We start from the raw sequence: 22319 nt of genomic DNA, 5'->3' as shown, positions 1-22319 counted from the left end.
TGATCGAGAACGTGCCGCCGTGGTCGGCTGAGCATCCGCTGCTGCAATTCGAGAACGTCATCGTCACGCCGTACTACGCATGGTACACCGAGAACTCGGTGGCCTACGCCCGCCGGCGGGCGGCGGAGGAGATTGCCCGCGTCCTGACCGGCCGGCGGCCGCTGGCCGTGGTGAATCCCGACGTTTTGGCCAACGCCCGCGCCGGCCAACTCAAGGAGTCAGCTCAATGAAAGTGGATCTTACCGGCAAGATTGCCATCGTTACCGGGGGCGCCGACGGGATCGGCAAAGCCTGCACCAAAATGCTGCTCGAGAATGGAGCGGCTGTAACCATCGCGGACGTCTCGGCCAAGGGGCCGGCCGCCGCCGCCGAACTGGGGGGGATCGGCCCGTGCCAGTTCGTCAAGACCGACGTGACGGATGAAAAGCAGGTCGACCGGTTGATCCAGACGGTGGTCGAGCGCCACGGCCGGCTCGACATCATGGTCAACAACGCCGGCTTTAACGCCCCGGCTGAGAAGCGGGCGAACATCGACGGCATGCCGACCGACATTTGGCGGAGCATCCTCGACGTGGACCTCAACGGCGTCTTTTACTGCAGCCGCGCCGCGGCCAAGGCGATGGTCGCGCAGAAGTCCGGCCGGATCGTCAACATCGGATCGGTCCTGGGCAGCGTGCCCGCCCGCCAGCAGACCGCGTACGTGGCGGCCAAGGCGGCCGTCCACCGCCTGACCGAGGCGATGGCGGTCGAACTGGCTCCGTTCGGCATCACCGTCAACGCCGTCGCGCCCGGCTCGACGCTGACCGAGGGGACTCGCAGCCTCTTCTACGGCGATGACCCGCAGCTTCGCGAGAAGGCCCAGCGCATGCTCTCGCACGTGCCGATGGGCCGGCCCGGCGAGCCGGAGGAGATGGCCTCGGCCATCCTGTTCCTCGTCGGCGACGGCAGCACGTACATCACCGGACACGTCCTGACCGTCGACGGCGGATGGACGTGCGGTTTTTCCAGAGACTTCTAGAGAGATCAATCCCGCGCCGCTTCAAGGAGGCAACCATGCGTATCGCCAGATTCCAGACCAAAGACGGCAAGATTCAGCACGGCCTGGTCGAGGGCCAGACCCTCAAGGTCATCGAGGGCGACGCCCTCGGTTCGCTCAAACCCACCGGCCAGACCTGCGCGCTGGCGGACGTGAAGCTTCTGGCTCCGATCCTGCCGCCGAACATGCTGGCCCTCGGCCGCAATTACAAAGCCCACGCTGAAGAGGGCGGCGACGACGTGCCGAAGGCCCCGGCGCTGTTCATCAAGGCCACCTCGTGTTTGACCAACCCGGGCGATCCGATCGTGCTTCCGGTCATGGCCCCCGATGAGGTGGACTACGAAGCGGAGCTGGCCGTGGTGATCAAGAAGGCCGCCCGCAAGGTCTCCGAGGCCCAGGCCCTCGATTACGTTTTGGGCTACACGTGCGCCAACGACGTGAGCGCCCGCGACTGCCAGCGGAACGACGTGCAGTGGGCCCGCGGCAAGTCGTTCGAGACGTTCGCCCCGATGGGTCCGTGGATCGAGACCGACCTGGACCCGACGAACCTGGAGGTCAGCCTGCGGCTCAACGGCAAGACGATGCAGCAGGCCAACACCTCGCTGATGGTGTTCTCGGTGCGGTACCTGATCTCGTACCTTTCTCGCTGCACGACGCTGCTGCCGGGCACGGTGATTTTGACGGGCACGCCCGCCGGCTGCGGATTTGCCCAGAACCCGCCGGTCTACCTGAAGGCCGGCGACTCGGTCGAGGTCGAGATCAGCGGGATCGGCACGCTCAAGAATCCGGTTCGCAGCGACGCGTAGGTTGAATCAAGGTGACGAATTCCAAACCCTGACAGGGAGACTGACGATGGCGAAGAAAGTGGCGGTAACGGACTACACGTTCGACAACCTGGGCGTCGAGGAATCGGTGCTCAAACCGTTGGGCTGCGAGCTGGTCGGCCGGCAGTGCAAGACCGAGCAGGAGCTGATCGACCTGACGCATGACGCGGACTACGTGATCACGCAGTTCGCCCGCGTGAACGCCAACGTGATCGGCGCGATGGAAAAGTGCCGGATCATCGTCCGCTACGGGATCGGGGTGGACAATGTCGATCTGCAGGCGGCGGCCGCCAAGGACATTCCGGTCTGCAATGTGCCGGACTACTGCATCGACGAGGTCGCCGATCACACCCTCGCCATGTCGCTGTCGCTGACCCGCCAGCTCTTCTACCTGGTCAAGCAGGTCAAGACCGGCACGTGGAAGTTTCCGGTGGACATCAACCGCATGCACGGCCTCAAGGACATGACGGTCGGCGTGGTGGGTTTCGGCCGCATCGGCCGCGAAGTCGCCCTGCGGTTCAAAGCCTTCAAGTGCAAGGTGCTGGTCTTCGATCCCGTCGTCGAGGCGGGCAAGATCAAAGGCGAGGGTTTCGAGCCGGCCGACCTGGCGCGGATCTACGCCGAGAGCGACCTCGTGACGCTGCATTGCCCCAGCACGGCCCAGACCAAACAGATGATCAACGCCCAAACGCTGGCGAAGATGAAGGACGGCGTGCTGATCGTCAACCTCTCCCGCGGCGACCTGGTGCACACCGACGACCTGATCGCCGCCCTGCGCAGCGGCAAGGTCAGCGGGGCCGCCCTCGACGTGACCGACCCGGAACCGATCAACCCGGACAACCCGCTGCTGGCGATGGACAACGTGATCATCACGAATCACATCGCCTCCGCCTCGCCCAACGCGGTCCGATACCTTCGCAAGAGCACCGCCGAGCGGGTGGCGTGCGCGGTTCGCGGCGAGGCGCTGCCCAACGTGGTCAACGGGGTCAAGAGGTAGCGACGTGGCGCTGGCGCCCTTTGTCATCCGCTGGCCCGGCCAACTCGTCTTCGGCGACGGCGTTTTCGCGACGCTTGGCCGCGAGGCGGCGGCCCTCGGGCGGCGGGCGCTGCTGATCGTTCCTCACGGTTCAGGTCTGGCGGAACGCGCGGCGCATCTTCTCGAAGAAGGCGACCTCGATGTTGAGCGCTTCGACCTTATCGGATCGGAGGCGACCATCGACGCCGTCGACGAAGCCGCGGCGATGGCCCGAAAAGCCGGCTGCGATCTTCTGGTCGCGATCGGCGGCGGCGAGGTCATCGACCTGGCCAAGGGCGCAGCCGTCGCGGCGACGCACGACGGCGACATCCGTGACTATGCCGCCGGCGGCAAGCCAATCGGCGCTACGGCGCTGGCGGTTCTGGCTGTTCCAACCGTCGCCGGCGCGGGCGCCGAAGTCGCCATGACCGCGATTCTGGTCGACCGCGACGCGCAGCGGCGCGTGGTGCTGCGAAGCCCGCACCTGTTTCCTCGTACCGCCCTGGTGGACCCGGAATTGACCCACAATCTGTCCGGCCGCGCCACCGTGATGGCCGGTTTCGACGTTCTGGCCCGCGGCCTGCAGGCGTTTCTGTGCGCCAACCATGCCAATCCCGTCACCGACGCGCTCGCTCTCGAGGCGATCGGCAGGGCGGCTGCGAATCTGCCGCACGTGCTCGAAAAGCCGGACGACCGCGACGCCCGGGCGCAGATGTCCATGGCCGCGGTGCTCGCGGGCACTGCCGCCGCTGAGATGGACGCCTTGCCCGCCGGCCCGTCGGAGACGCTGGCCCTGTCGCGCTTGTTGCCGGCGGCGATCGAAGTCTGGTGGGCGAAACATCCGGATCGCTACGCCGCTGCGGCCCGCAGGCTCGCCGCTGCGCCGTCCGATGCTCCGGTTGAACAGCAAGCCGCGGCGTTGGGTCCGTGGTTGCGGCGGTTCGTTGAGGCGATCGGCCTCGATAAGCTTTGGAAACGCCGGATGGACGCCGCGTTCGGCGAGAGCATCACAGACGACACCTTCGCCGGTTCGCCGGGCCTCGACGAGCGGCAGATCAAAGCTATGCTCGACCGGACCCTGGGCGACCGTTCACAGGAGAAACCATGACCCGCACACTTCCGGATCGCGTTCGGACCGATCAGTTGATCGCCTTCTGCACCGCCGCCCTCGTCGAGGTCGGCATGGAGCACGGCGCGGCGCAGGCCGCGGTCGAAGTCCTCGTGACCACCGATCAGCTCGGCGTTTTCACCCACGGCGTTCGCAACCTTCGCCTCTACGTCCGGCGACTTCGCGAAGGCGGCCTCGATGCATCGGCCGCGCCGCGGGTCGTCAAGGAAGGGCCGTCGTGGGCGCTGGTCGACGGCGGTTCGGCCCTGGCCATGCTCACCGGCAAACTCGCCATGGAGACGGCGGTGGAGAAGGCCAAGAAGACCGGCGTCGCGTTCGTCGGCGCCCGCAACAGTTGCCACTTCGGCGCCGCCGGCGTCTATGCTTTGATGGCTGCGCGGCGCGACGCGATTGGATTGTCGATGAGCAACGACGTGCCCAGCATGACCGCGCCGGGCGCGCGGAGCCACATCCTGGGCACCAACCCGCTGGCGTTCGCCGTCCCGGCGGGCGAGGAGAAGCCCGTTTTGCTCGATATCGCCATGAGCACGGTCGCGGGCAGCAAGATCTATCAGGCGATCAGCCAGGGCAAACCCATCCCGAACACCTGGATTGTCGACGGCGAGGGCGTGCCGACCACCGACGGGGGCGTCTATCCTCACGCCGCTTCGCTGCTGCCGATGGCCGGCCACAAGGGCTACGGCCTGGCATTGCTCATCGACATTCTCTCGGCCCTGGTGACCGGAGCGGCGTCGCGCGGCGAGGTCGTCAGTTGGATCTTCGGCGACCAGACCGTGCCCACCGGCCACGGCCACGCGTTTATCTCCATCGATCCCGGCGCCATCGTGCCGATCGAGCAGTTCAAGCAGCGGATGGACGCCATGATCCGCGACATCCGCCGCCAGCCGAAGGCCAAGAATTCGCAACGCATCTTTTTGCCCGGCGAGATGGAATGGGAGAAGTTCGACGAGGCCCAGCGGCTTGGCATCGCCCTGCCTGACGACGTGGCGGAGAGCCTGGCCCTTCTCGCCAAGGAGACCGGCGTGGTCGCCGAACCGTACTTTGGACACTGACGTCGCGGGATCGCGAAGATGAACAAGAGCCAGATCATTCAGCGGATGTACGATCAGCGGGTCCTGCCCGTCTTTCGGACGGACCGGACTGACAAAGTGTTGCCCGCCGCCCAAGCGTTCGTCGCGGGCGGCATGAGCATGGTCGAGTTCACCATGACCATGCCGCGAGCGCTGGAGCTTATCGAGCGGGGCCGGGCCGAACTGCCGCCGCACGCGGTGCTCGGGGCTGGGACCGTGCTCGACGCGCCGACCGCCAGGGCGGCGATCTCAGCCGGCGCGCAGTTTGTCGTCTCGCCCGGTTTGGCGCCCGAGGTGATCGAGGTCGCGCACCGCTACGGCGTGCCGGTGGTGCCCGGCGCGGCTACGCCGACCGAGATCATGGAGGCCCTCAAGTACGGGGTGGACGTCATCAAGGTCTTTCCCGCCAACGTCAACTTCGAGTGGTTCGCCGATCTGGTCGCCCCGTTCGGCCAGGTCCGATTCATGGCCGCCGCGGGCGGAATCACGCCGCCGGTCGCGGGCCGGTACTTCGCGGCTGGGGCCGCCGTCGTCACCATCGCCGGCCAGAACTACGACAAGGCCGCGTTCGAAGCGGGCGACTTTGCCAGACTCGAAATGACCGCCCGTCGGTATCTGACCGATTTGAACAACCTTTGCACCCAATCCACGGAGGCCATCGCATGAGTTCCACCGCCGTTCACGACTACCTCAACATGTCGCTGTCGCAGATGGAGGCGGCCGCCGCCCGCTTTGAAGAGCGGCTCAATCAGGCCCTGGTCGCCGCTCCGCCGTCCAAGGCGCTGGTCCGCGACGCGATCCGCCGCCGCGGCGTGCCGCGCTGCCCGGTCCGCAACAAGCGGCTCTCGCTCGACGTGATCCTGCGCTACGGCGACGCCCTGGCGGACCTGTTCTGCGAGTATCCCGACGACCTGCTCCAGATGGTGCCCTACGAGGCGTGGGTCGGCCATCAGGCGGCCGGCCGGCCCGACCCGATCAACGTGATCGACGCGATGACCGGCGATCGGCAGTGGACCGACGAGTGGGGCACGCGGTGGGGCCACGCGTTCGGCGGCGTCGGGGCCACGCAGCTCGCCTGCCCGATCACTGACTGGTCGCAGCTCGATCAGTACCTCGAAACGCAGATGCCCGACGCCCGCGCGCCCGGACGGCTCGACGCAGCCAAAAAGGGCTTGGCCCTGCACGGCCGCAGGCACTACTGCGCGGGGGCCATCCAGCTGTCTCTCTTCGAACGACTCCACTCGCTGCGCGGCATGGAAAACCTCTTCATGGACTTCTACACCCATCCGGACGAAGTCCGCCGGCTCGCCGAGGCGATCACCGATTACCTGCTCGAACTGATCCGCGCGTGGGGCGAACTGGGGGCCGACGGCATCTTCATGACCGACGACTGGGGCACCCAGACCGCGCTGATGATCTCGGTGCCCATGTGGCGGGATTTCTTCGAGGACCTCTACCGCAAGATCATCGCCGAGGCGCATCGCGGCGGCATGGAGGTGTTTTTCCACAGTTGCGGCAACGTGACCGGCATCGTGTCGCACCTGATCGACGTCGGCTTGGACGTGATTGACCCGATCCAGCCGGGTGCGATGGACCTCGACCAGGTCGCCCGCGAGTTCGGCGGCAAAGTCGCCTTTTCCGGCGGCATCGACGATCAGCGGATCGCCCTGGCCAAGCCGCGGGAGGTCGCCGACGAGGTCCGCCGCGCCATCGACACCCTCGGCGCGCCCTTCGGCAACGCCTACGTGGTCGCGCCCGCCAATGTCCTGACTCCCGAGGTCCCGCTGGAAAATCTGCAGGCCCTTTTCAAGGCCTCGCACGGGCAGTAGAATACGCCCCCAGTTCGAATTGAGGGATTCGCCCATGAAGACCGCGTTCGACCCCAAAACCGGCCGATGGAACATCCGCTGGCCCGGCCGCGTCAGCCGGCACGATTTGGTCTACCACACGCCGCCGGACGACCCGATGCACGGGATCGCCCTGGGCAACGGCGAGGTCGGCGCGCTCTGCTGGTGCGAAGGCAGCCGGTTCATCGCGGTGGTCAACCGCAGCGACCTGTGGGACGATGCGCCGGGCGAGGGCTTTCACAACTGGCGGTCCGAGGAGGAGGAATTCAGCACCACGCTCCGCCACGGCGGGCGAATCGTCGTCGATTTCAAGCTCCCGGTTTTTGACGTGTTCTACCTGTCCGATTTCGAGGCGCGGCTGAACCTCGCCGAGGCGACGCTGGAGCTTCGCGCCGAAGGTCCCTTCGGCCGGGTGACGGTGCACGCCTTCGTCGCCCACGAGGACGGGACCTTCTGCTGCCGCGTCGCCAGATCGCTCAAGCAGGACGTGCCGCTCGAGGTCGTCCTCGAACGCTTCGGCTCGCGGACGTTTTCGCACTGGTATTCGCTGGTGCGGCGCGACCCGTCGATCGGGCTGGCCGGCACCAAGGCGTCGTGCGACAAGGACGGCTTGTACGTCACGCATCGCCTGACCAGCGGCGCGTTCGGCCTGGGCGTCCGCGCGGTCGCCAAGGGCCGCGGACCCAAATGCGTCACCGAGAGCGATCACGTGGCGAAGATGGTCTTTCCCGCCGGCCGCAAGGGCGGCTTTGATTTGATCGGTGCGATCACCTCGCCGGCCAGGGGCAATCCGCTGCCGGCGCTCAAGAAGACCCTCGCCGCGTCGGCCAGACTCGGACTTAACCGCCTGGCTGCGCCGCACAAGAAGGCGTGGAAGGATTTCTGGCTGCGCTCGCTGGTCGAGTTCGGCGACGACTACCTCGATTCGCTGTGGCACCTGACGATGTACTACGCCGCCGCCTCGCAGCGGGGCCGGTATCCGGGGCGCTTCATCAACGGCCTGTGGGCCTGGAGCCGCGACGTCCAGAACTGGAACTTCTATTTCCACTGGAACCAGCAGCAGACCTACTGGCCGCTGAACGCCGCCGGCCACCACGACCTGATCGACTCGTACCTCGAGTACCGTTTCGCCTCGCTGCCTTACGCCCGTCAGGACGCCAGAAAGATCTTCGGCGGCGACGGGGCGTTCGTCTCCGACGTCTGCGACCGCCTCGGCCGCAACTCGCACGGCGAGTGGCGAAACCACACGCCGGTCGCCCAGATCGCCATGGAGTTCTGGCGGCAGTACAAGTACACCGGCGACCGGACCTTCCTGGCCGAGCGGGCTTTGCCGTACATCCTCGACGCCGCCCGGTTCTTCGAAGGCATGTTCGACAAGGGCAAGGACGGCCGCTACCACGCCAAGGACGGCACCGGCTACGAGGGCTGGATTCGCCTGCGCGACGCGGTTACCGAACTGGTCTACGCCAGGGTCCTGTTTTCCACCGCCGTCGAGGCCCTTCGCGAAGCCGGCGTCGACGAGCCGCGGGCGGCCAAGTGGCGGGAGATCGTCGATCACCTCGCCGATCCGCCGACCGTCGCCGCCGACCGCAGGCTTATCGCCGGCGGCAAGCTGCTCCGCGGCCTGTTCAAGGGCGAGAAGGCCATCGCGTCGCGCGTCCTGGCCGCCGGCGTCGGCCTGGAGGAGAAGCGCCTGTTGACCTCGTTCGTCCCTCACGATCACGACGGCCCCACTCAGGTCGACGTCCTGCAGATCACCTGTCAGCAGGAGGGCAAGCCCGCGCTTCCCGAGGGCGTCCGCGACGACCTGCGCTGTTACGACGGCATCTTCCCGTGGGTCGAGAACGCCGCTGTCTATCCCTCCGGCCTCGTCGATCTCGACTGCAAAGACCGCGAGCTCTTCAAGACCACCGCCAACACCATCAAGGCTTTCGCCTTTCCGGGCATGGGCTGGCATCCCCTGGCCGCCGCGTTCGCCCGGCTCGGGATGGGGCGCGAGGCCCGGCGGGCGCTGGAGCTGGCCGTGGTTTTCTGGCAGTTCTATCCCAACGGCTGGGGCCATTACGGTCCGATGGCCATCATGCGCGGCGAGTCGGCCCTTCGGTTCCGCACCTCGCAGTTCGGCATTCGCGACGCCGATCTGCCCGCCGAGGAGCAGAACAAGCCGGAGAGCAAGTTCTCCTTCGGGATGTGGCCCTTCCGGCACATGGGCATGGAGGCGATGTCCTGTTTCGCGGCTGGGATCAACGAGTCGCTGCTGCAGAGCCATCACGACGTAATCCGCGTGGCGCCCGCGGTCACCGGCGACCAGGACGCGCGGTTCACCCTCCACGCCCAGAACGGTTTCGTCGTCTCCGCCGAGGTCAAAAACGGCTGCGTGCGGTGGATCGCCGTCGAGAGCCGACTCGGCCGCCCGTGCCGCCTCGAGTCGCCCTGGCCCACAACGCACCTCTACGCCAAAGGCAGGAAACTCGATCGGTTCAACAATCGGCGCGTCGAGTTCGCCACCGAGCCCAGCCGAGTCTACGTCCTCGTTCCCGACGACCGCACCATGCGTCACTGGAACGTGGTCGAAGACCGCTTCGATAGGAACGCTCAAGCCAAACAACACGCCTCCGGCTACGCCTGGCTCGGCCGGCCTCGCATGTTCTGATCTGTATGGCATCTTCAATACCGTAAGGAACCTCGCCCATGGACCTCCAGAACTGGCTCCAGAAACACTTCCTCGACCAACACGCCGATCTGCCGTTCTCGCTGACGTATGACGGTCAGCCGTCCTCGCAGTGGCTCGCCCGAACTCCGCGCGAGGTCCGCTGCGAGCCGCTCGACGGCGGCACGCGGCACACCATCGTCTGCGACGATCCGCGAACCGGCCTGCGCATCACCTGCGAACTGGTCGCCTACGACGATTTCCCCGCCGCCGAGTGGGTGCTGCATCTGGAAAACACCGGCGCCTCCGACTCGCCGATCCTCCAGGACATCCGCGCCCTCGACGCGGTCTTCCCGCGTCGCGAGACCGGTGAATTCGTCCTTCACCACGCCCTGGGCAGTAATGCCGCCAAGCTCGACTTCGCCCCGCGGGAGACCGTCCTGCCGCCCCACGGCGGTGTGACCCTCTCATCCGCCGGCGGCCGGTCGTCCAACGCCGCCGACGCGCGAGGAAAAAGCGATGGGGCCTTTCCCTTCTTTAACCTCGCCTTCGACGACGGCGGCCTGATCGTCGCGATCGGCTGGTCCGGCCAGTGGTCCGCCCGCTTCGGGCGAAACGACAAGACCGATCTGCGGATCGACGCGGGCATGGAGCTGACGCACTTCAAGCTTTTGCCCGGCGAGGCCGTCCGCACGCCGCGAATCCTTTTGTTCGCCTGGCAGGGCGAGCGCCTCGACGGCCACAACCGCTTCCGCCAGTTCATCCTCAAGCGCCACACGCCGACCACCAGCGGCAAGCCGCCCGTGCCGCCCTTTGCCTCCAACACCTGGTTCCTCCACGACTGGGGCAACGGCGTGACCGAGCAGAATCAGATCGAGACCATCCGCTGGCTGGTCGAGAAGGGCGTCGCGCTCGACGCCTACTGGCTCGACGCCGGATGGTATGAGGGCCAGGGCAACTGGGCCCTCGACGTCGGCAACTGGTTTCCCAAGAAGGCGGCGTTTCCCAACGGGCTCAAGCCGGTCACCGACGAAGCGGCCAAACACGGTATGGGTTTCGTTCTGTGGTTCGAGCCCGAGCGCGTCCATCCCGGCACCTGGCTGCACGAGAATCATCCCGAGTGGCTGATCTCGCCCAGCGATTTCGTCGAGGAGTTCCGGCGACGCGGCAACTTCCGCGGCGAATCGCTGCTGAACCTCGGCCACCCCGAGGCCCGCGACTGGCTGACCGACCACATCTCGTCGATGGTCGAGGAACTGGGCCTGACCGTCTACCGCCAGGACTTCAACATGGACTGCCTCGACTACTGGCAGGTCAGCGACGCCGCCGACCGCCAGGGCATCACCGAGATCCGCCACGTCGAGGGGTTGTATGCCTTCTGGGATGAACTGCGCCGCCGCCATCCGCACCTGCTGATCGACAACTGCGCCAGCGGCGGCCGGCGGATCGACCTGGAAACCATCTCGCGGAGCATCCCGCTCTGGCGCTCCGACTACTGCTTCGAGCCCGAAGGCATCCAGTGCCAGGCGCTGGGCCTGAATCTCTACGTGCCCCTCAGCGGCTGCGGCTTCAACACCGCCGACCGCTACGTCTTCCGCAGCCATCTTTCGTCCGCGATGTCCTTCTGCTGGGATGACAAACACCCGACCGATCCCGACGAGCTCAAGACCCGCGCCGAGGAGTTTCGCGCGATCCGGCCGCTGTGGTTCGGCGATTTCTATCCGCTGACCGGCCACTCGATCGCCGCCGATATCTGGGCCGTGTGGCAGCTCGACCGCAAGGATCTCAATCGCGGCGCGGTGGTCGCCCTGCGGCGCAAGGCCAGCCCGTACCCGCTGGCCAGACTCAAGCTCTTCGGCCTCGATCCGAACCGCACCTACGAGTTCCGCGACCGCGACACCGGAACCGTGGTACAAGCCAAAGGCTCGCAACTGATGACCGACGGCCTGGAAATCGCCCTGCCCAACCAGCCGGACTCGAAAGTCTTGGTCTATCGCGCGATGGAGTAGATCATCGGCTGTATCCGAGCCGTATACCGATTGCCGACAGGAGTCATCCGTGATGAATGATCTGACGCAATCCGTTTGGCAACGGCTGGTCCGATCCGAAGGCGAAGTCCCGTTCTCCATGCAATACGGCGGCAAATGCGCCGAGATTCGCGCCGCCGGAGAGGCAGCCGTCTCGACCGAAGGCCTCACCGTCCGCGATTACCGGGTGCTGGGGTCCGATCTCCAGATTCGGGCCGAGATCAAACGCTACGGCGACGCACCCGCCGTCGAGTGGGTGCTGCACCTGACCAACACCGGCGGCGAGGACTCCGCGATCTGCGAGAACATCAACGTCCTCGACATCAAAATCCGCCGCGACGGCGATCCGGAGTACATGCTCAACACGCTGACCGGCTGCGCATCCGCCGCCGAAGACTTCACGCCGCAGCGTCGGCGGTTGTGGTACTGGGACGACTGCCGCCTCGGCTGCCTCGACGGGCGAAGCAGCGACGACGGACAAAGCTGGCGGCGCGGCGGCGTGATGCCGACGTTCGACCTCGAGTACGACGGCGCCACGCTGATTTGCGCGGTCGGCTGGACCGGCACGTGGTACGCCCGGTTCATCCGCACGGACGAGAAAGACCTCCAATTCATGGCCGGGTGGGACCACGTGCGATTCAAGCTGCTGCCCGGCGAGACCGTCCGCACGCCGCGGATCGTGCTGTTTCACTGGGACGGACCGCCCGAACAGGCCCGCAACGCCTACCGGCAGTTCATCCTCAAGCACCACACGCCGAAGATCGACGGCCAAATCCCAGCCGAGATCGTCAGCACGTGCAGTTGGGGCAAGTACCGCTGCGGCCAGGACTGCACAGAAGAGAATCAGAAGGCCTGGATCGATCAACAACTCGCCGCGAATTATGGCCTGAACACTTTCTGGCTCGACGCCGGCTGGTACGGCGAGGACAAACCGTGGGGTCTCACCGTCGGCGACTGGACGCCGACCGACAAGAACTGGCCCAACGGCCTCGAACCCATCGGCCGATACGCCAGAGACAACGGCCTTGGATTTGTCCTGTGGTTCGAGCCCGAACGGGTCGCGCCCGGCACATTCCTCTGGAACGAGCATCCCGAGTGGCTGCTCGTGCCCAACGAAGATCAGACCCGCCGCCGAATGCGTTGGCTTCCGCAAAGTGAAGCCCTGTTGAATTTGGGAATTCGCGAAGCCGCCGAATGGTTCGTCGAGACGGTCACGGAGATTGTCCAACGCTGCGGCGTCACCGTCTACCGCCAGGACATGAACTTCCCGCCGGATGAATTCTGGTCGCTCGCCGACGCTCCGGACCGCCGGGGAATCTCGGAGATCCGGCACATCGAGGGCCTCTACTGGATGTGGGACGAACTGCTTCGCCGCAACCCGGGCCTGCTGATCGACAATTGCGCCAGCGGCGGACGGCGGATCGACCTGGAGGCCTGCCGCCGCAGCATCCCGCTTTGGCGGAACGACTGGGCCTTTGATCCCGCCGCTTCGCAGGGCCACACCCAGGGCCTTTCGCGCTACTTTCCCCTGAGCGGCACGGGAGTCAACTCCAAAGACCCGTACCGTTTCCGCAGTTGCATCGCCTCCGCCGCCGTGGTGACCGCCTTCGACCCGGAGACCGATGAGTTTGACCCGACCGCCCTGGCCGAACGCCTCGCCGAATACGGCCGCCTGCGACCGCTGCTGCTCGGCGATTTCTACGAACTCTTCGAACGGTCCTCCGCCGAGGACGTCTGGTGCGGATACCAGTTCTGGCGCGAGGACCTCAACCAGGGCGCAGCCATGTTCTTCCGCCGCGAGAACTGCCCGCTCTCCAAGGGACGCATCGTGCTGAAGGGATTGAAAGACGATTGCACCTACGAACTGACGTGGGCCGACGCCGGACACGCGCGAACAGCCACGGGCGCCGAGCTGTCAGCCGGCATCGACATCGAACTGCCCGACCGACCCGACTCGGAAATCGTATTCTACAGGAAGCTGAACTGATTCGCCCTCAACCGGGAGCATATCATGAACGATCAATCGATTCTGCCCAACCTGCGTCACGCCGGACTCCAGGACGAACTGACCGTCCTCGAAACCATTCCCGCCGGTTTGCCCGACGCACCGGCGAGCCCCGATGAAATCGACTTCGTCGCCATCGCCGGACGGGCGATGAACTACCTGGAGCGCAATCCCGTTTCGCAATACGACTACCAGGCCCGCTTCCAGTGCGGCCTGCTGCACCTGCCGCCGGTTCCCTCCGGACCGGACCCCATCGCCATCGGCGACACCGACTGCCGCATGGACTGGGAGTTCTGGAACATGCGGGAAATCCTCGGCCTCGATCAGCCGACCACAACCGAACTGGGCCTGCGCCGGCGGATCATGGGCTACGTCAAGGACGATCACTTCGCCTGGTGCGAAAACGGCGCCGCCGAGGAAGGCAAGGTCTACGCCGGCGAGGAGATCACATCCGGCCTGGGCATCAGCCCCTGGACCACCGGCAAGATCATCGCCAGCCTCTGCACCGACCACCAGCGCAACGGCAACCGCGCTTCGCTGGAGCAGGCCGGACGCATGGCCCACGCCCTGACCACGCTCGCCACGTTGGACACCGGCCGCGCCTACCACAAGGACGGGTTCGGCCCGTGGATCGACGGCAAGGTCCTGCAGACCGGCTGGGAACGCCAGTTCCCCGTCGATGGCATGCACCTGCTGGGCTACTACCTGGCTTCGGGCGACGAAGCCATCCTCGACTACTGTTGCGCCCTGGCCGACGGCTTTGTCGCCGAGCTCCAGCCGAATCGCGGCGCCGCCCGCATCCGGCCCGATGGCAGCCATTGCGGCCACGCCCACATCACCATGCACGCGGTCTGGGGTGTGGCGTGGCTCGGCGAGGTCACCGGCCATCCCAAGTATATCGACTTCGCCCGCCGCGTCTACGAATTCCAGCGCCGCCGCAGCTACGACACCGGCTGGTTCTCCGCCGGCTATTGGGATGAGACGGTCGCCCGGCTCTCCGAGACCTGCGCGACGGCCGACATGATCTCGACCGCCGCCTGCCTCGCCCGCGCCGGCCTGTCCGAATACTGGGATCACGTCGAGCGCTTCGTCCGCAACTACATCCGCACCTGCCAGTTCGCCATCACGCCCGCGTACGAAGCCCACTATCGCGCCCTGTATCCCGACCGGCCGCGCGAGGTCGATGACGCACTCGCCGTGCTTCGCGATTTCGAGGGCGGCTTCTGCGGCGCTCCGGGTCCCAACGACCTGGTCGATTGGCTCTTCGGGCCCAAGCACATGAACGTTTCGGGCTGCTGCTCGCCCGAGGGCATGCGCTCCATCCACACCGCCTGGAACAACACCGTCATCGAACAAGGCGATCGCATCCTGGTCAACATGTCGCTGCCGGTCAGTGCGCCCGCGGCGACCGTGACCACCGCGCTGCCGGATGCCGGCCGGGTCGCCATCGTTCCGCATCGCGGAAAGAACGTCCACTTCCGCCCGCCGACCTGGACCGATCGGGCCGCCGTCCGGACCTTCGTCGACGGCTGTGAAATCCCCGCCGCGTGGCGCGGCGACTACGTCGTCTTCGATCGGTCACGCGCCGGCGCCCAACTCGCGGTGACCTATCCGCTCGTCTGCTTCCGCCAGCGCCAGGCCCTGAGCCTCTTCGGCGGGATCGCCGCCGCCGAAGATAGCCAGACCACCGGCTACGTCATCGCCTACGGCGAATCCCACAGCCGCATGTCGTCGGCCGGTCAGACCGTCGAAAACTCCGAAGTCACCTTCACCTGGCGCGGCAATCAGGTCGTCAGCGCCGATCCGCCCGGCCCGTCGCTGCCGCTCTACCGGTGACCGTTGATCCGCCATTCGATCTGGACAACACGTTCGTCGGCGGTTATGCTCCTGCCCGTCCGATCGAGGGACCAACATCCATCGCAGCACGAAAGGCAAGCCATGTCGGCCGACAAGCCGGGCTATCAGCCATCTGCCGCGGATTTCATCCTCCACCACAATGACGCCGGCAACGTCGTCGCCTGGTCGGCCCGCTACGGCAACGTCGAAGGCGGGGCCGACGCCTCCGTCGTTCTCCAGAAGGCGATCGACCGCCTGCCGTCGGTCGGCGGCAAGATCGGTATCGCCGCTGGAACCTACGACCTGAACTCCACCGTCCGGATCGAGGACAAGCACGGCGTCCATCTCGAAGGGGCCGGACGCGGGATCGTGTTCAGCGGCGGCAACGAGGGCACGGTCTTCCGCTGCGACCGCGACGTGGACCTGCTCGAAATCTTCGGCAAAACCGTCAAGGTCGCCGGCGTCTCGATCAGCCATCTGCACCTGATCGGCTCCGGACGCGCTAACGGCAAGGCCGGCATCCTCGTCCGCGGCGACGCCGACCTGCTCTCGCTCCACAACGTCGGCGTCAACCACTGCCAGATCGGCATCCACCTGCGCGGCGGCGACAGCGAGCGGGCGGGCGTGGTCGACGCGCCGCAGCTCCAGTTCTGCGATCCACAGGTCTGCGGCGTCGGCCTGATGATCGAACGCTGCCACTACGCCAAGATCGTCGGCGGCGAGTTTTCCGATCACGACGAGTACGGCATCGTTCTGGCCTCGCCCGACGACGGCGGGGCCCGCCTCGGCGGCGTCAAGATTATCGGCGTCACCGCCGTCCGCAAGGGCAAAGCCGGCATCCTGATCGGTCCCAACACCGATTGCGTCACCGTCACCGGCGGCGCGGATATCGGCGGCTGGGACTGCGGCATCCGCATCGCCGCCGACGGCCGCGGACGACCGCCGCGGAACGTCATCGTCACCGGCATCCACGCCTACAACAACCGCCGGGCCGGAATCGAAATCGACGGGGCCGAGCACGTGGTCGTCTCCTCCTGCATCTGCAGCGGCCACGACCACGCCTTCGTGGAAAACCCCACGCCGCGCCACGGCATCGTCGTCAAAGATTCCGAGCACGTCCTTATTCAAGGCAACATCCTCTACGGCCACGCCGATCAAAACATAGCCGACCTGACCGGCCAGGCCGTTCTCGCCAACAACCGGGAAAGCTGACATGACCGCGGACCGTTCAACACAAGCCTATGTCCAACGGAACATCAGGATCCTGCTTGCCGCGTGCATGCTGGCGATGCTGCCCGCCTGCGCCGAAACGAAGTGGCGCTCCGACGCCCATCGAATGGTCCGCACCGAATTGTATTTCGGACTCTTGCGGCCCGACGGTTCGCCGATCGCAGCCGACCAGTGGCAACGGTTCGTCGATGCGCACGTCACGCCGCGATTCCCCGACGGCTTGACCATCCTCGACGCCGCCGGCCAATGGCGAAATGCCGCCGGCCGGATCATCCAGGAGCCTTCGAAGGTCATTATCATCCTTCGCGACGACTCAGCCGAGCATCGCCGCGCCATCCAGAACATCCGCGACACCTATCGCCGAACGTTCGATCAGGAAAGCGTCCTGCTGGTCCAGACACGCCAGTGGGTTTCCTTCTGAACCGACGCACCCGCCTTTTCATCGGAGCTATCATGAGCGACCAAACGCAATCGCAGACGGTCAAGCTGGTTTTCCAGGACGGTGTCGTTCGCGCCCGTTGCGGCGGCGTGCCCGTCGTCGGCTACGGCGCGACCCAGATCCTCGCCCAAAGCCCCGATCTGCTCGACGACGTGGCCATCCAACAGGGCAACGACAATCCCTTCCGCAAGACGCCTCTCAAGACGAGCGCCGAGATTCGCATGAACCGCCTCGGCGCCGCCATCGGCCGCCTGCCGCGCACCGCCGCCAACGACGCCCTGCCGCTCGAACCGATCCACCTGATCGACGGTGACCGCGAAACCTGCTGGTCCAGCCATCCGTTCCCGCAGCCCGACGCCGAACCCGTCTGGATTCGCATCGACCTGGCCCGCGAACAGACCGTCTCGTCGGTCACGCTCCACAAGCGCCGGCCCGGACCCGTCCCGCGCGTGCGCCGACCCGCCGGGTCAGCCCATATGGACGAACCCGCCGTCGAAGTCGGCATGGCCATGGCCCGGCATCTGACCATCCGAGTCTCGCGCGACGCCCATCATTGGGATACCGTCTTTGACGGCCCTTCCGGCGACGCCGCCGATCGGTACGACTTAGAATTTGTCTTCGATCCGCGCCCGGCCAAGCAGATATGGATCGTCGCCCGCGGCTTCCCTCGCATCGAGAACTGGGGCCACTCCTTCTCCATCGCCGCCGTCGAAGTGCGCGGGCACACCGGGCGCAACCTCGCGCTGCCCACCCTCGGCGCGGGCGTGTCCGTCAGCTCCACCATGCACGGCTTCCACGCGGAGCGCCAGACCTGGCACGACATCTGGGCCACGTACTACGACCTGGGCTTCAAATGGGTCCGCTTCGGCTTCCACGACGACGTGATCAACTGGCACTACGTCGAGCAGCAGCGCGGAAAGCTCGCCGTCGATCCGGTGGCCGACCTGGCTGTCACCGACATGGTCGCCCACGGCGTGGACGTCGTTTTGTCCCTGGGCTTCGGCAACCGCCTCTACACCCAGAAGGACCCCACGCGGCATCTGCCCCAGCTCTGGGAGTGGTACTGGGAGAATCCCGCCCCGCCGACCACGCCCGAGGCGCTGGACGCCTGGGCCCGCTACGTCCGCTTCATGGCCCAGCACTTCCGCGACCGCGTCAAGGTCTTTGAAGTCTGGAACGAGTGGAACACCGGCGGGTACTGGGGCGATGCGCCCGATCCCGACCGCTACGTCGCCCTCGCCCGCAGGACGATTCCAATCCTTCGCGAATGTTGCCCGGACGCTGAGATCATGCTCGGCTCGTACGCTGGGTTCGTCTACGGCATCAGCGGTTGGGACGAGCGCGAGTGGGAATCCCGCCGTCAATCGGACATGTTCCTGCGGGTGGTCCGTGAACTGGCCCGCGACGTCGATATCATCGCCTGGCACCCGTTCTACCAGGCCGATCCCGATCACCCCTTTGTCCGCCGCTACCTCGACGACGTCCGCGCGGTGCAGCGCTACTGCGAGTCCTGCGGTTTTGCCGGCCGGTACATGGTCACCGAGTGGGCCTGGGGCGCCAGCTACCCAGCCCCCGCCCCGCCCAACTGGTGGGGCGACCTCCCTTGCACTGAAATCGAAAAGGCCAAGTACCTCGCCCGCCTCACTCTCACGCACACCGCCCTGCCCGCTGAGTCGTTCTACTGCGGCTACAGCGACGCCAACTACCCCCTCGATCTGAGCCTGACCCGCAAAGCCTTCGTCGGCGAACCGCTGACCGCGATGCAGCCGCAGCCGGCGTACTACGTCCTGCGAAACCTCAGCACCGCCCTCGACGGCCTCGAGCCGGCTGAGCTCGACTTTCGCACCGACCCGCCGATCGGGGATCTCTGCTCCGCCGTCCTCCGGCGCGACGGCGAGACCGTCCTGGCCCTCTGGACCGCCGGCCGCGCCCAAGACGACTGCCCCGGCCAATCCTGCAACCTGATCGTCAACGCAAAAGCCGGCCAGGTAACGGGTTACGAGCCGATCAACGGCGCGGAGCAGACGCTCCGCTTCGAGTCGACCGCCAACGGCACGACCGTTGGCGGCGTCATTGTCCGCGACTACCCGATCCTCATTCGCCTGAAGTGACCCTGGTGGGCTACATCGTCAGGATCACCGGGACGGACGGTCGCAGTTCGATCGTTTCGCCGACGGTTTCGCGGCTGATCGGGTTGGTCCACTGGCCCTCGGCGGGCGGGGCGAGTCGGACTCGGACCGGCTCGGTGTTGATGTTGAGCAGGAAGGTCATGGTCCGCCCAGCCGGGTCGAGCACGGTGTGGTTGATCACGCCGTCGATGTTCTCGGCGATCGGCGTCGCCCGCGAAACGATGCGCTGGGCGAGGCTGCGGGTGGTGGTCTGGTCGTCGATTTGGATCACATTGATTTGGGCTTTTTCGGCGGCGGCGAGCCATTGGGGTGTCTGGTCGTCGATGCGATAGCCGTCGGGGAAGATGATCGTTTTGTACGTTTTGAGCCGATCGTCGGTGAGGGCCTGCGGAGTCAGGAGGTTGAAGGCCCGTCCGGCGTAGCTGAGGAGTTTGTAGGCGTCGGGGGTTTTGGCGCCGCTGTCGACGAGGAGCACGTCGGGCCGGTAGGCTTGGAAGTCGGCGACGAGGGTGTTGAGGCGTTGGAGGTCGAGGGCGGTCTCGCAGAGTCCGACCATGGCCCACGGCTGGGTGCAGAGGTTGTCTTCGGCGTTTTCGAAGGTACGGTTCCAGAGCCAGACGTAGTTGGCGTCGAGTCCCTGGACGGCCCGCCACCAGCACAGGGCGCGGATGTAGTCGTAGGTGACGACGTGGCCGTACCAGATCATGTGCTGCTCGGAGTCGATCATGGGCTTGTCGGGTTCAAGTGAGTGGTACATGTTGGTGATCATCATGGTGGTCCAGAGGTCCATGACCAGGTCATCGTCGGGGTTGTCGAGTCGGCTGAAGCAGTCGGAGCCCACGCCGGTCAGCACGCGGCAGAGGGCGGGCTTGTCGACGCTCATCAGGTGCCGCCAGGCGCCGTGGATCTTGATGTAGACGGGTTTGGTGTCGTCGTGCTTGCGGACCTCGTTGACGAAGAAGGTGTAGAAGTCGGTGACGCGGTCCTGGTTGAAGAGGAACAGGTCGCTGACCGCGCGGTCGACGGCGGTCAGGTACTGGACGGTTTCGAAGTTTTCGAAGGTCGTGCCCCAGGCCTGGTTGAGGGCGTCGACGGTTTCGTATCGCTGTTTGAGCCAGGCGCGGAAGTCGTCGGCGGCGAAGTCGCCGAGCATCAGGTACCACAGTTCGTTGGTCAGGTCGTAGCTCAGCAGGTTTTTGCAGTCGCGAACGGTGGTGGCGACGGCTTCGGCGTGCTCAGCGACGAGGTTTCGGAAGTTGGGGCTTGAGAGGTTCCAGGGGAGGAACTGGTTGCGGACGCGGCGGAGGTTGCTGGGGCAGATGTCGGGCCATTTGGCCAGGGCCCAGCCGGGGGCGTGGTGGGGGGTGATCAGCAGGTCGCAGGCGATGTTGTGTTTGGCGGCGTTGTCGCAGAAGGTGACGAGGTTTTCAGGTTTGTTGGTGACGTCCGGCTCCGGCCGGGTCTCGCCGAGGGTGCAGCCGAGGGTCGTGCCGTTAAGGCCCAGGCGGCGAAAGATGCCGAGGTTGCTGGGATGGTGGCAGAAGCCGGTGATGTAGACCGGGCCCTGCTCATTGCGGTAGTTGCCGTTTTCGACGGTCAGGGCGGTCACGTCGGGTTCGGCCACGTCGGGCCAGGGGTTCTCGCCCTTTTCGAGGCGGTCGAATCCGGCGGCCAGGTCGTCGCAGAGGCGGTCGAGGTAGATCAGTTCGCGTTCGGCGCGGACCCATTTCTTTTCGGGGTCCTGGGTTTCCTCGACGGCCCAGTCGCAGAAGACGTCGAGGGCGGTCAGGCTGGCCAGCGGGTAGCGGTACCACGTGCCCTGATGTGTTTCGCGCAGGCCGTCGAGTTGCTGGAGGAGGGCTTTGCCCCGCTGACGGACGGCGGCGGCGCGGTCGGCGATGTAGGGATCGGCGTCGTCGAAGATCGCGGCCAACTCGTCGATGCGGTATTCATAGGGTCCGTCGAACATGTACTCTTCGACGCGGTGGGGCATTTCGAAGCTGATGGTCTCGATGCCGTCGAGCGTGCCATTAGTGCCGGGCCAGTAGGGTTCGAAGGAGGCCAGTTCAACGCGGATCTTGGGCCAGACGTAGTACCACGGCTTGGCGAAGATGGGGGAGTCGCGGCCGTCGGTTCCTTCGTAGAGGCCGGAGATGAAGGTCATGACGGCGGTGCCGTCGGCGTCCTGGACGATCATGCGGATTCGGGCTTCGCCCCAGGCGAACTTCTGCCATCGGGGCACGAGGACGAAGGCTTGGAGGTACTTGGGCACGCGGTCGAGTCCGACGCCGGTTCGGGCGATCCAGGCGGCGTTGGGCTTGGTCTTGTCGATGAGGAACTGGACGTTGATGCAGGCGTTGCCGATTTTGCGCATGGATTTGTCGAGGACCGGGGTGACGTCCTGGTTCCAGGTCCAGTGGTCGAAGTTTTCCATATCGTCGATGATGACGACTCCGGGCGGCGACGGCTGGGTGGATTGGGTGGTCTGGGCGGAGAGGCCGGCTGAGGCGGCCAGGGCGAAGGCGAGGGCGAGGGTGACATTGGGTTTCATACGCCAGGCTCCATTTTGGATAGGCACACGGTTGGCAGACCGATGATCAGAGACATATGGAACATTTTATACGGGATTGTACCGGATCGGTTGCGGGGAGGGTAGGTTTGGGATTTATGATTTCGGATTTCGGATTTCGGATTTGGAATTTGGCGGACGAAGAGGGGCGGGTTCGCGAGCGGTTCTGGGGCTTGTACGTTTTGTACAGAATGCGCCATTTGTACGGGTGCGGTTTTTTGGAGGGGGTGCTGTAAGGTGACGTGTCGAGGCGGGTTGCGGGGGTTTTGTACAGATTGTGATATTTGGCGGTGGCTCGCGCTCCGGCGGGGCGAGAGCAGGGAAAGGGAGCGGGTCAACAGGCGAGCAGGAGATGGTGCGTTTTGTACAATTCGTGCGATTTGCATAGTCGGGTTCCTCCGGTGGGGGTGGGGGAAGTGATTGGCGAGGGGCGGGTTACGCGGGTTCTGTGCAAATTGTGAGATTTGTCGGCGGTCCCATGGCAGGGGGACAGGGAGTCGAAGAGTCAGGCAG

Annotated in this window: 16 protein-coding genes; 15 read left to right on the top strand and 1 reads right to left on the bottom strand. The window is 65.8% G+C overall.

Annotated elements, in window-relative coordinates:
- From GXY33_19370 to GXY33_19300, 15 genes are all read left to right on the top strand, one after another.
- Positions 1-230, top strand: a 230-nt coding sequence (locus GXY33_19370) for a hypothetical protein (GenBank protein ID NLX07305.1), incomplete at its 5' end; no start/stop codon positions are given.
- Positions 227-1018 carry an SDR family oxidoreductase gene (locus GXY33_19365; protein NLX07304.1) on the top strand — a complete coding sequence of 264 codons (792 nt, stop codon included), beginning with the start codon at positions 227-229 and terminating at the stop codon, positions 1016-1018. The genes GXY33_19370 and GXY33_19365, both read left to right, overlap by 4 nt.
- Before the next feature lie 35 nt (positions 1019-1053).
- Complete coding sequence (locus tag GXY33_19360; protein NLX07303.1) at positions 1054-1842, top strand: fumarylacetoacetate hydrolase family protein; 789 nt, start codon at positions 1054-1056, stop codon at positions 1840-1842.
- A 46-nt stretch (positions 1843-1888) separates the two neighbouring features.
- Positions 1889-2857, top strand: a complete 969-nt coding sequence (locus GXY33_19355) for a C-terminal binding protein (protein ID NLX07302.1) — start codon at positions 1889-1891, stop codon at positions 2855-2857.
- 4 nt (positions 2858-2861) lie between these two features.
- A complete protein-coding gene (locus GXY33_19350; protein NLX07301.1) occupies positions 2862-3983 on the top strand; it encodes an iron-containing alcohol dehydrogenase in 1122 nt (373 codons plus the stop codon).
- Entirely contained in the window at positions 3980-5056 is a 1077-nt protein-coding gene (locus GXY33_19345; protein ID NLX07300.1) for an Ldh family oxidoreductase, read from the top strand. The genes GXY33_19350 and GXY33_19345 overlap by 4 nt, the downstream gene beginning before the upstream one ends.
- Before the next feature lie 18 nt (positions 5057-5074).
- The gene (locus tag GXY33_19340) at positions 5075-5740 is read left to right on the top strand and encodes a bifunctional 4-hydroxy-2-oxoglutarate aldolase/2-dehydro-3-deoxy-phosphogluconate aldolase (GenBank protein ID NLX07299.1); all 666 of its coding nucleotides are present in this window, start codon (positions 5075-5077) and stop codon (positions 5738-5740) included.
- Complete coding sequence (locus tag GXY33_19335) at positions 5737-6903, top strand: hypothetical protein (GenBank protein ID NLX07298.1); 1167 nt, start codon at positions 5737-5739, stop codon at positions 6901-6903. Before GXY33_19340 ends, GXY33_19335 begins: the two co-directional genes overlap by 4 nt.
- A 34-nt stretch (positions 6904-6937) precedes the next feature.
- Complete coding sequence (locus tag GXY33_19330) at positions 6938-9574, top strand: hypothetical protein (GenBank protein NLX07297.1); 2637 nt, start codon at positions 6938-6940, stop codon at positions 9572-9574.
- A 38-nt stretch (positions 9575-9612) separates the two neighbouring features.
- Complete coding sequence (locus GXY33_19325; GenBank protein ID NLX07296.1) at positions 9613-11580, top strand: alpha-galactosidase; 1968 nt, start codon at positions 9613-9615, stop codon at positions 11578-11580.
- A 52-nt stretch (positions 11581-11632) separates the two neighbouring features.
- Complete coding sequence (locus GXY33_19320) at positions 11633-13585, top strand: alpha-galactosidase (protein ID NLX07295.1); 1953 nt, start codon at positions 11633-11635, stop codon at positions 13583-13585.
- 24 nt (positions 13586-13609) lie between these two features.
- The gene (locus GXY33_19315; protein NLX07294.1) at positions 13610-15439 is read left to right on the top strand and encodes a hypothetical protein; all 1830 of its coding nucleotides are present in this window, start codon (positions 13610-13612) and stop codon (positions 15437-15439) included.
- Positions 15440-15541: 102 nt separating this feature from the next.
- Positions 15542-16651: a hypothetical protein gene (locus GXY33_19310; GenBank protein NLX07293.1), complete on the top strand. Its 1110-nt coding sequence runs from the start codon at positions 15542-15544 to the stop codon at positions 16649-16651.
- 1 nt (position 16652) lies between these two features.
- A complete protein-coding gene (locus GXY33_19305) occupies positions 16653-17090 on the top strand; it encodes a DUF3574 domain-containing protein (protein ID NLX07292.1) in 438 nt (145 codons plus the stop codon).
- A 32-nt stretch (positions 17091-17122) separates the two neighbouring features.
- Positions 17123-19219, top strand: a complete 2097-nt coding sequence (locus GXY33_19300; GenBank protein ID NLX07291.1) for a discoidin domain-containing protein — start codon at positions 17123-17125, stop codon at positions 19217-19219.
- 10 nt (positions 19220-19229) lie between these two features.
- Here the strand turns inward: GXY33_19300 and GXY33_19295 are convergent, their stop codons facing one another.
- Positions 19230-21788, bottom strand: coding sequence for a hypothetical protein (locus tag GXY33_19295; GenBank protein NLX07290.1), 2559 nt, complete (start codon positions 21786-21788; stop codon positions 19230-19232).
- Positions 21789-22319: the final 531 nt, after the last annotated feature.

The sequence above is a fragment of the Phycisphaerae bacterium genome (assembly GCA_012729815.1).
Classification (GTDB): domain Bacteria; phylum Planctomycetota; class Phycisphaerae; order JAAYCJ01; family JAAYCJ01; genus JAAYCJ01.
Note: the sequence above shows the minus strand (reverse complement) of the source record. Positions and strands in the feature narration are given on the sequence as shown.

What these genes read in the sequence shown, in the direction of transcription:
- GXY33_19365 (NLX07304.1), top strand. Translation starts at nt 227, where the DNA reads ATGAAAGTGGATCTTACCGGCAAGATTGCCATCGTTACCGGGGGCGCC.
- GXY33_19360 (NLX07303.1), top strand. Translation starts at nt 1,054, where the DNA reads ATGCGTATCGCCAGATTCCAGACCAAAGACGGCAAGATTCAGCACGGC.
- GXY33_19355 (NLX07302.1), top strand. Translation starts at nt 1,889, where the DNA reads ATGGCGAAGAAAGTGGCGGTAACGGACTACACGTTCGACAACCTGGGC.
- GXY33_19345 (NLX07300.1), top strand. Translation starts at nt 3,980, where the DNA reads ATGACCCGCACACTTCCGGATCGCGTTCGGACCGATCAGTTGATCGCC.
- GXY33_19340 (NLX07299.1), top strand. Translation starts at nt 5,075, where the DNA reads ATGAACAAGAGCCAGATCATTCAGCGGATGTACGATCAGCGGGTCCTG.
- GXY33_19335 (NLX07298.1), top strand. Translation starts at nt 5,737, where the DNA reads ATGAGTTCCACCGCCGTTCACGACTACCTCAACATGTCGCTGTCGCAG.
- GXY33_19330 (NLX07297.1), top strand. Translation starts at nt 6,938, where the DNA reads ATGAAGACCGCGTTCGACCCCAAAACCGGCCGATGGAACATCCGCTGG.
- GXY33_19325 (NLX07296.1), top strand. Translation starts at nt 9,613, where the DNA reads ATGGACCTCCAGAACTGGCTCCAGAAACACTTCCTCGACCAACACGCC.
- GXY33_19320 (NLX07295.1), top strand. Translation starts at nt 11,633, where the DNA reads ATGAATGATCTGACGCAATCCGTTTGGCAACGGCTGGTCCGATCCGAA.
- GXY33_19315 (NLX07294.1), top strand. Translation starts at nt 13,610, where the DNA reads ATGAACGATCAATCGATTCTGCCCAACCTGCGTCACGCCGGACTCCAG.
- GXY33_19310 (NLX07293.1), top strand. Translation starts at nt 15,542, where the DNA reads ATGTCGGCCGACAAGCCGGGCTATCAGCCATCTGCCGCGGATTTCATC.
- GXY33_19305 (NLX07292.1), top strand. Translation starts at nt 16,653, where the DNA reads ATGACCGCGGACCGTTCAACACAAGCCTATGTCCAACGGAACATCAGG.
- GXY33_19300 (NLX07291.1), top strand. Translation starts at nt 17,123, where the DNA reads ATGAGCGACCAAACGCAATCGCAGACGGTCAAGCTGGTTTTCCAGGAC.
- GXY33_19295 (NLX07290.1), bottom strand. Translation starts at nt 21,788, where the DNA reads ATGAAACCCAATGTCACCCTCGCCCTCGCCTTCGCCCTGGCCGCCTCA.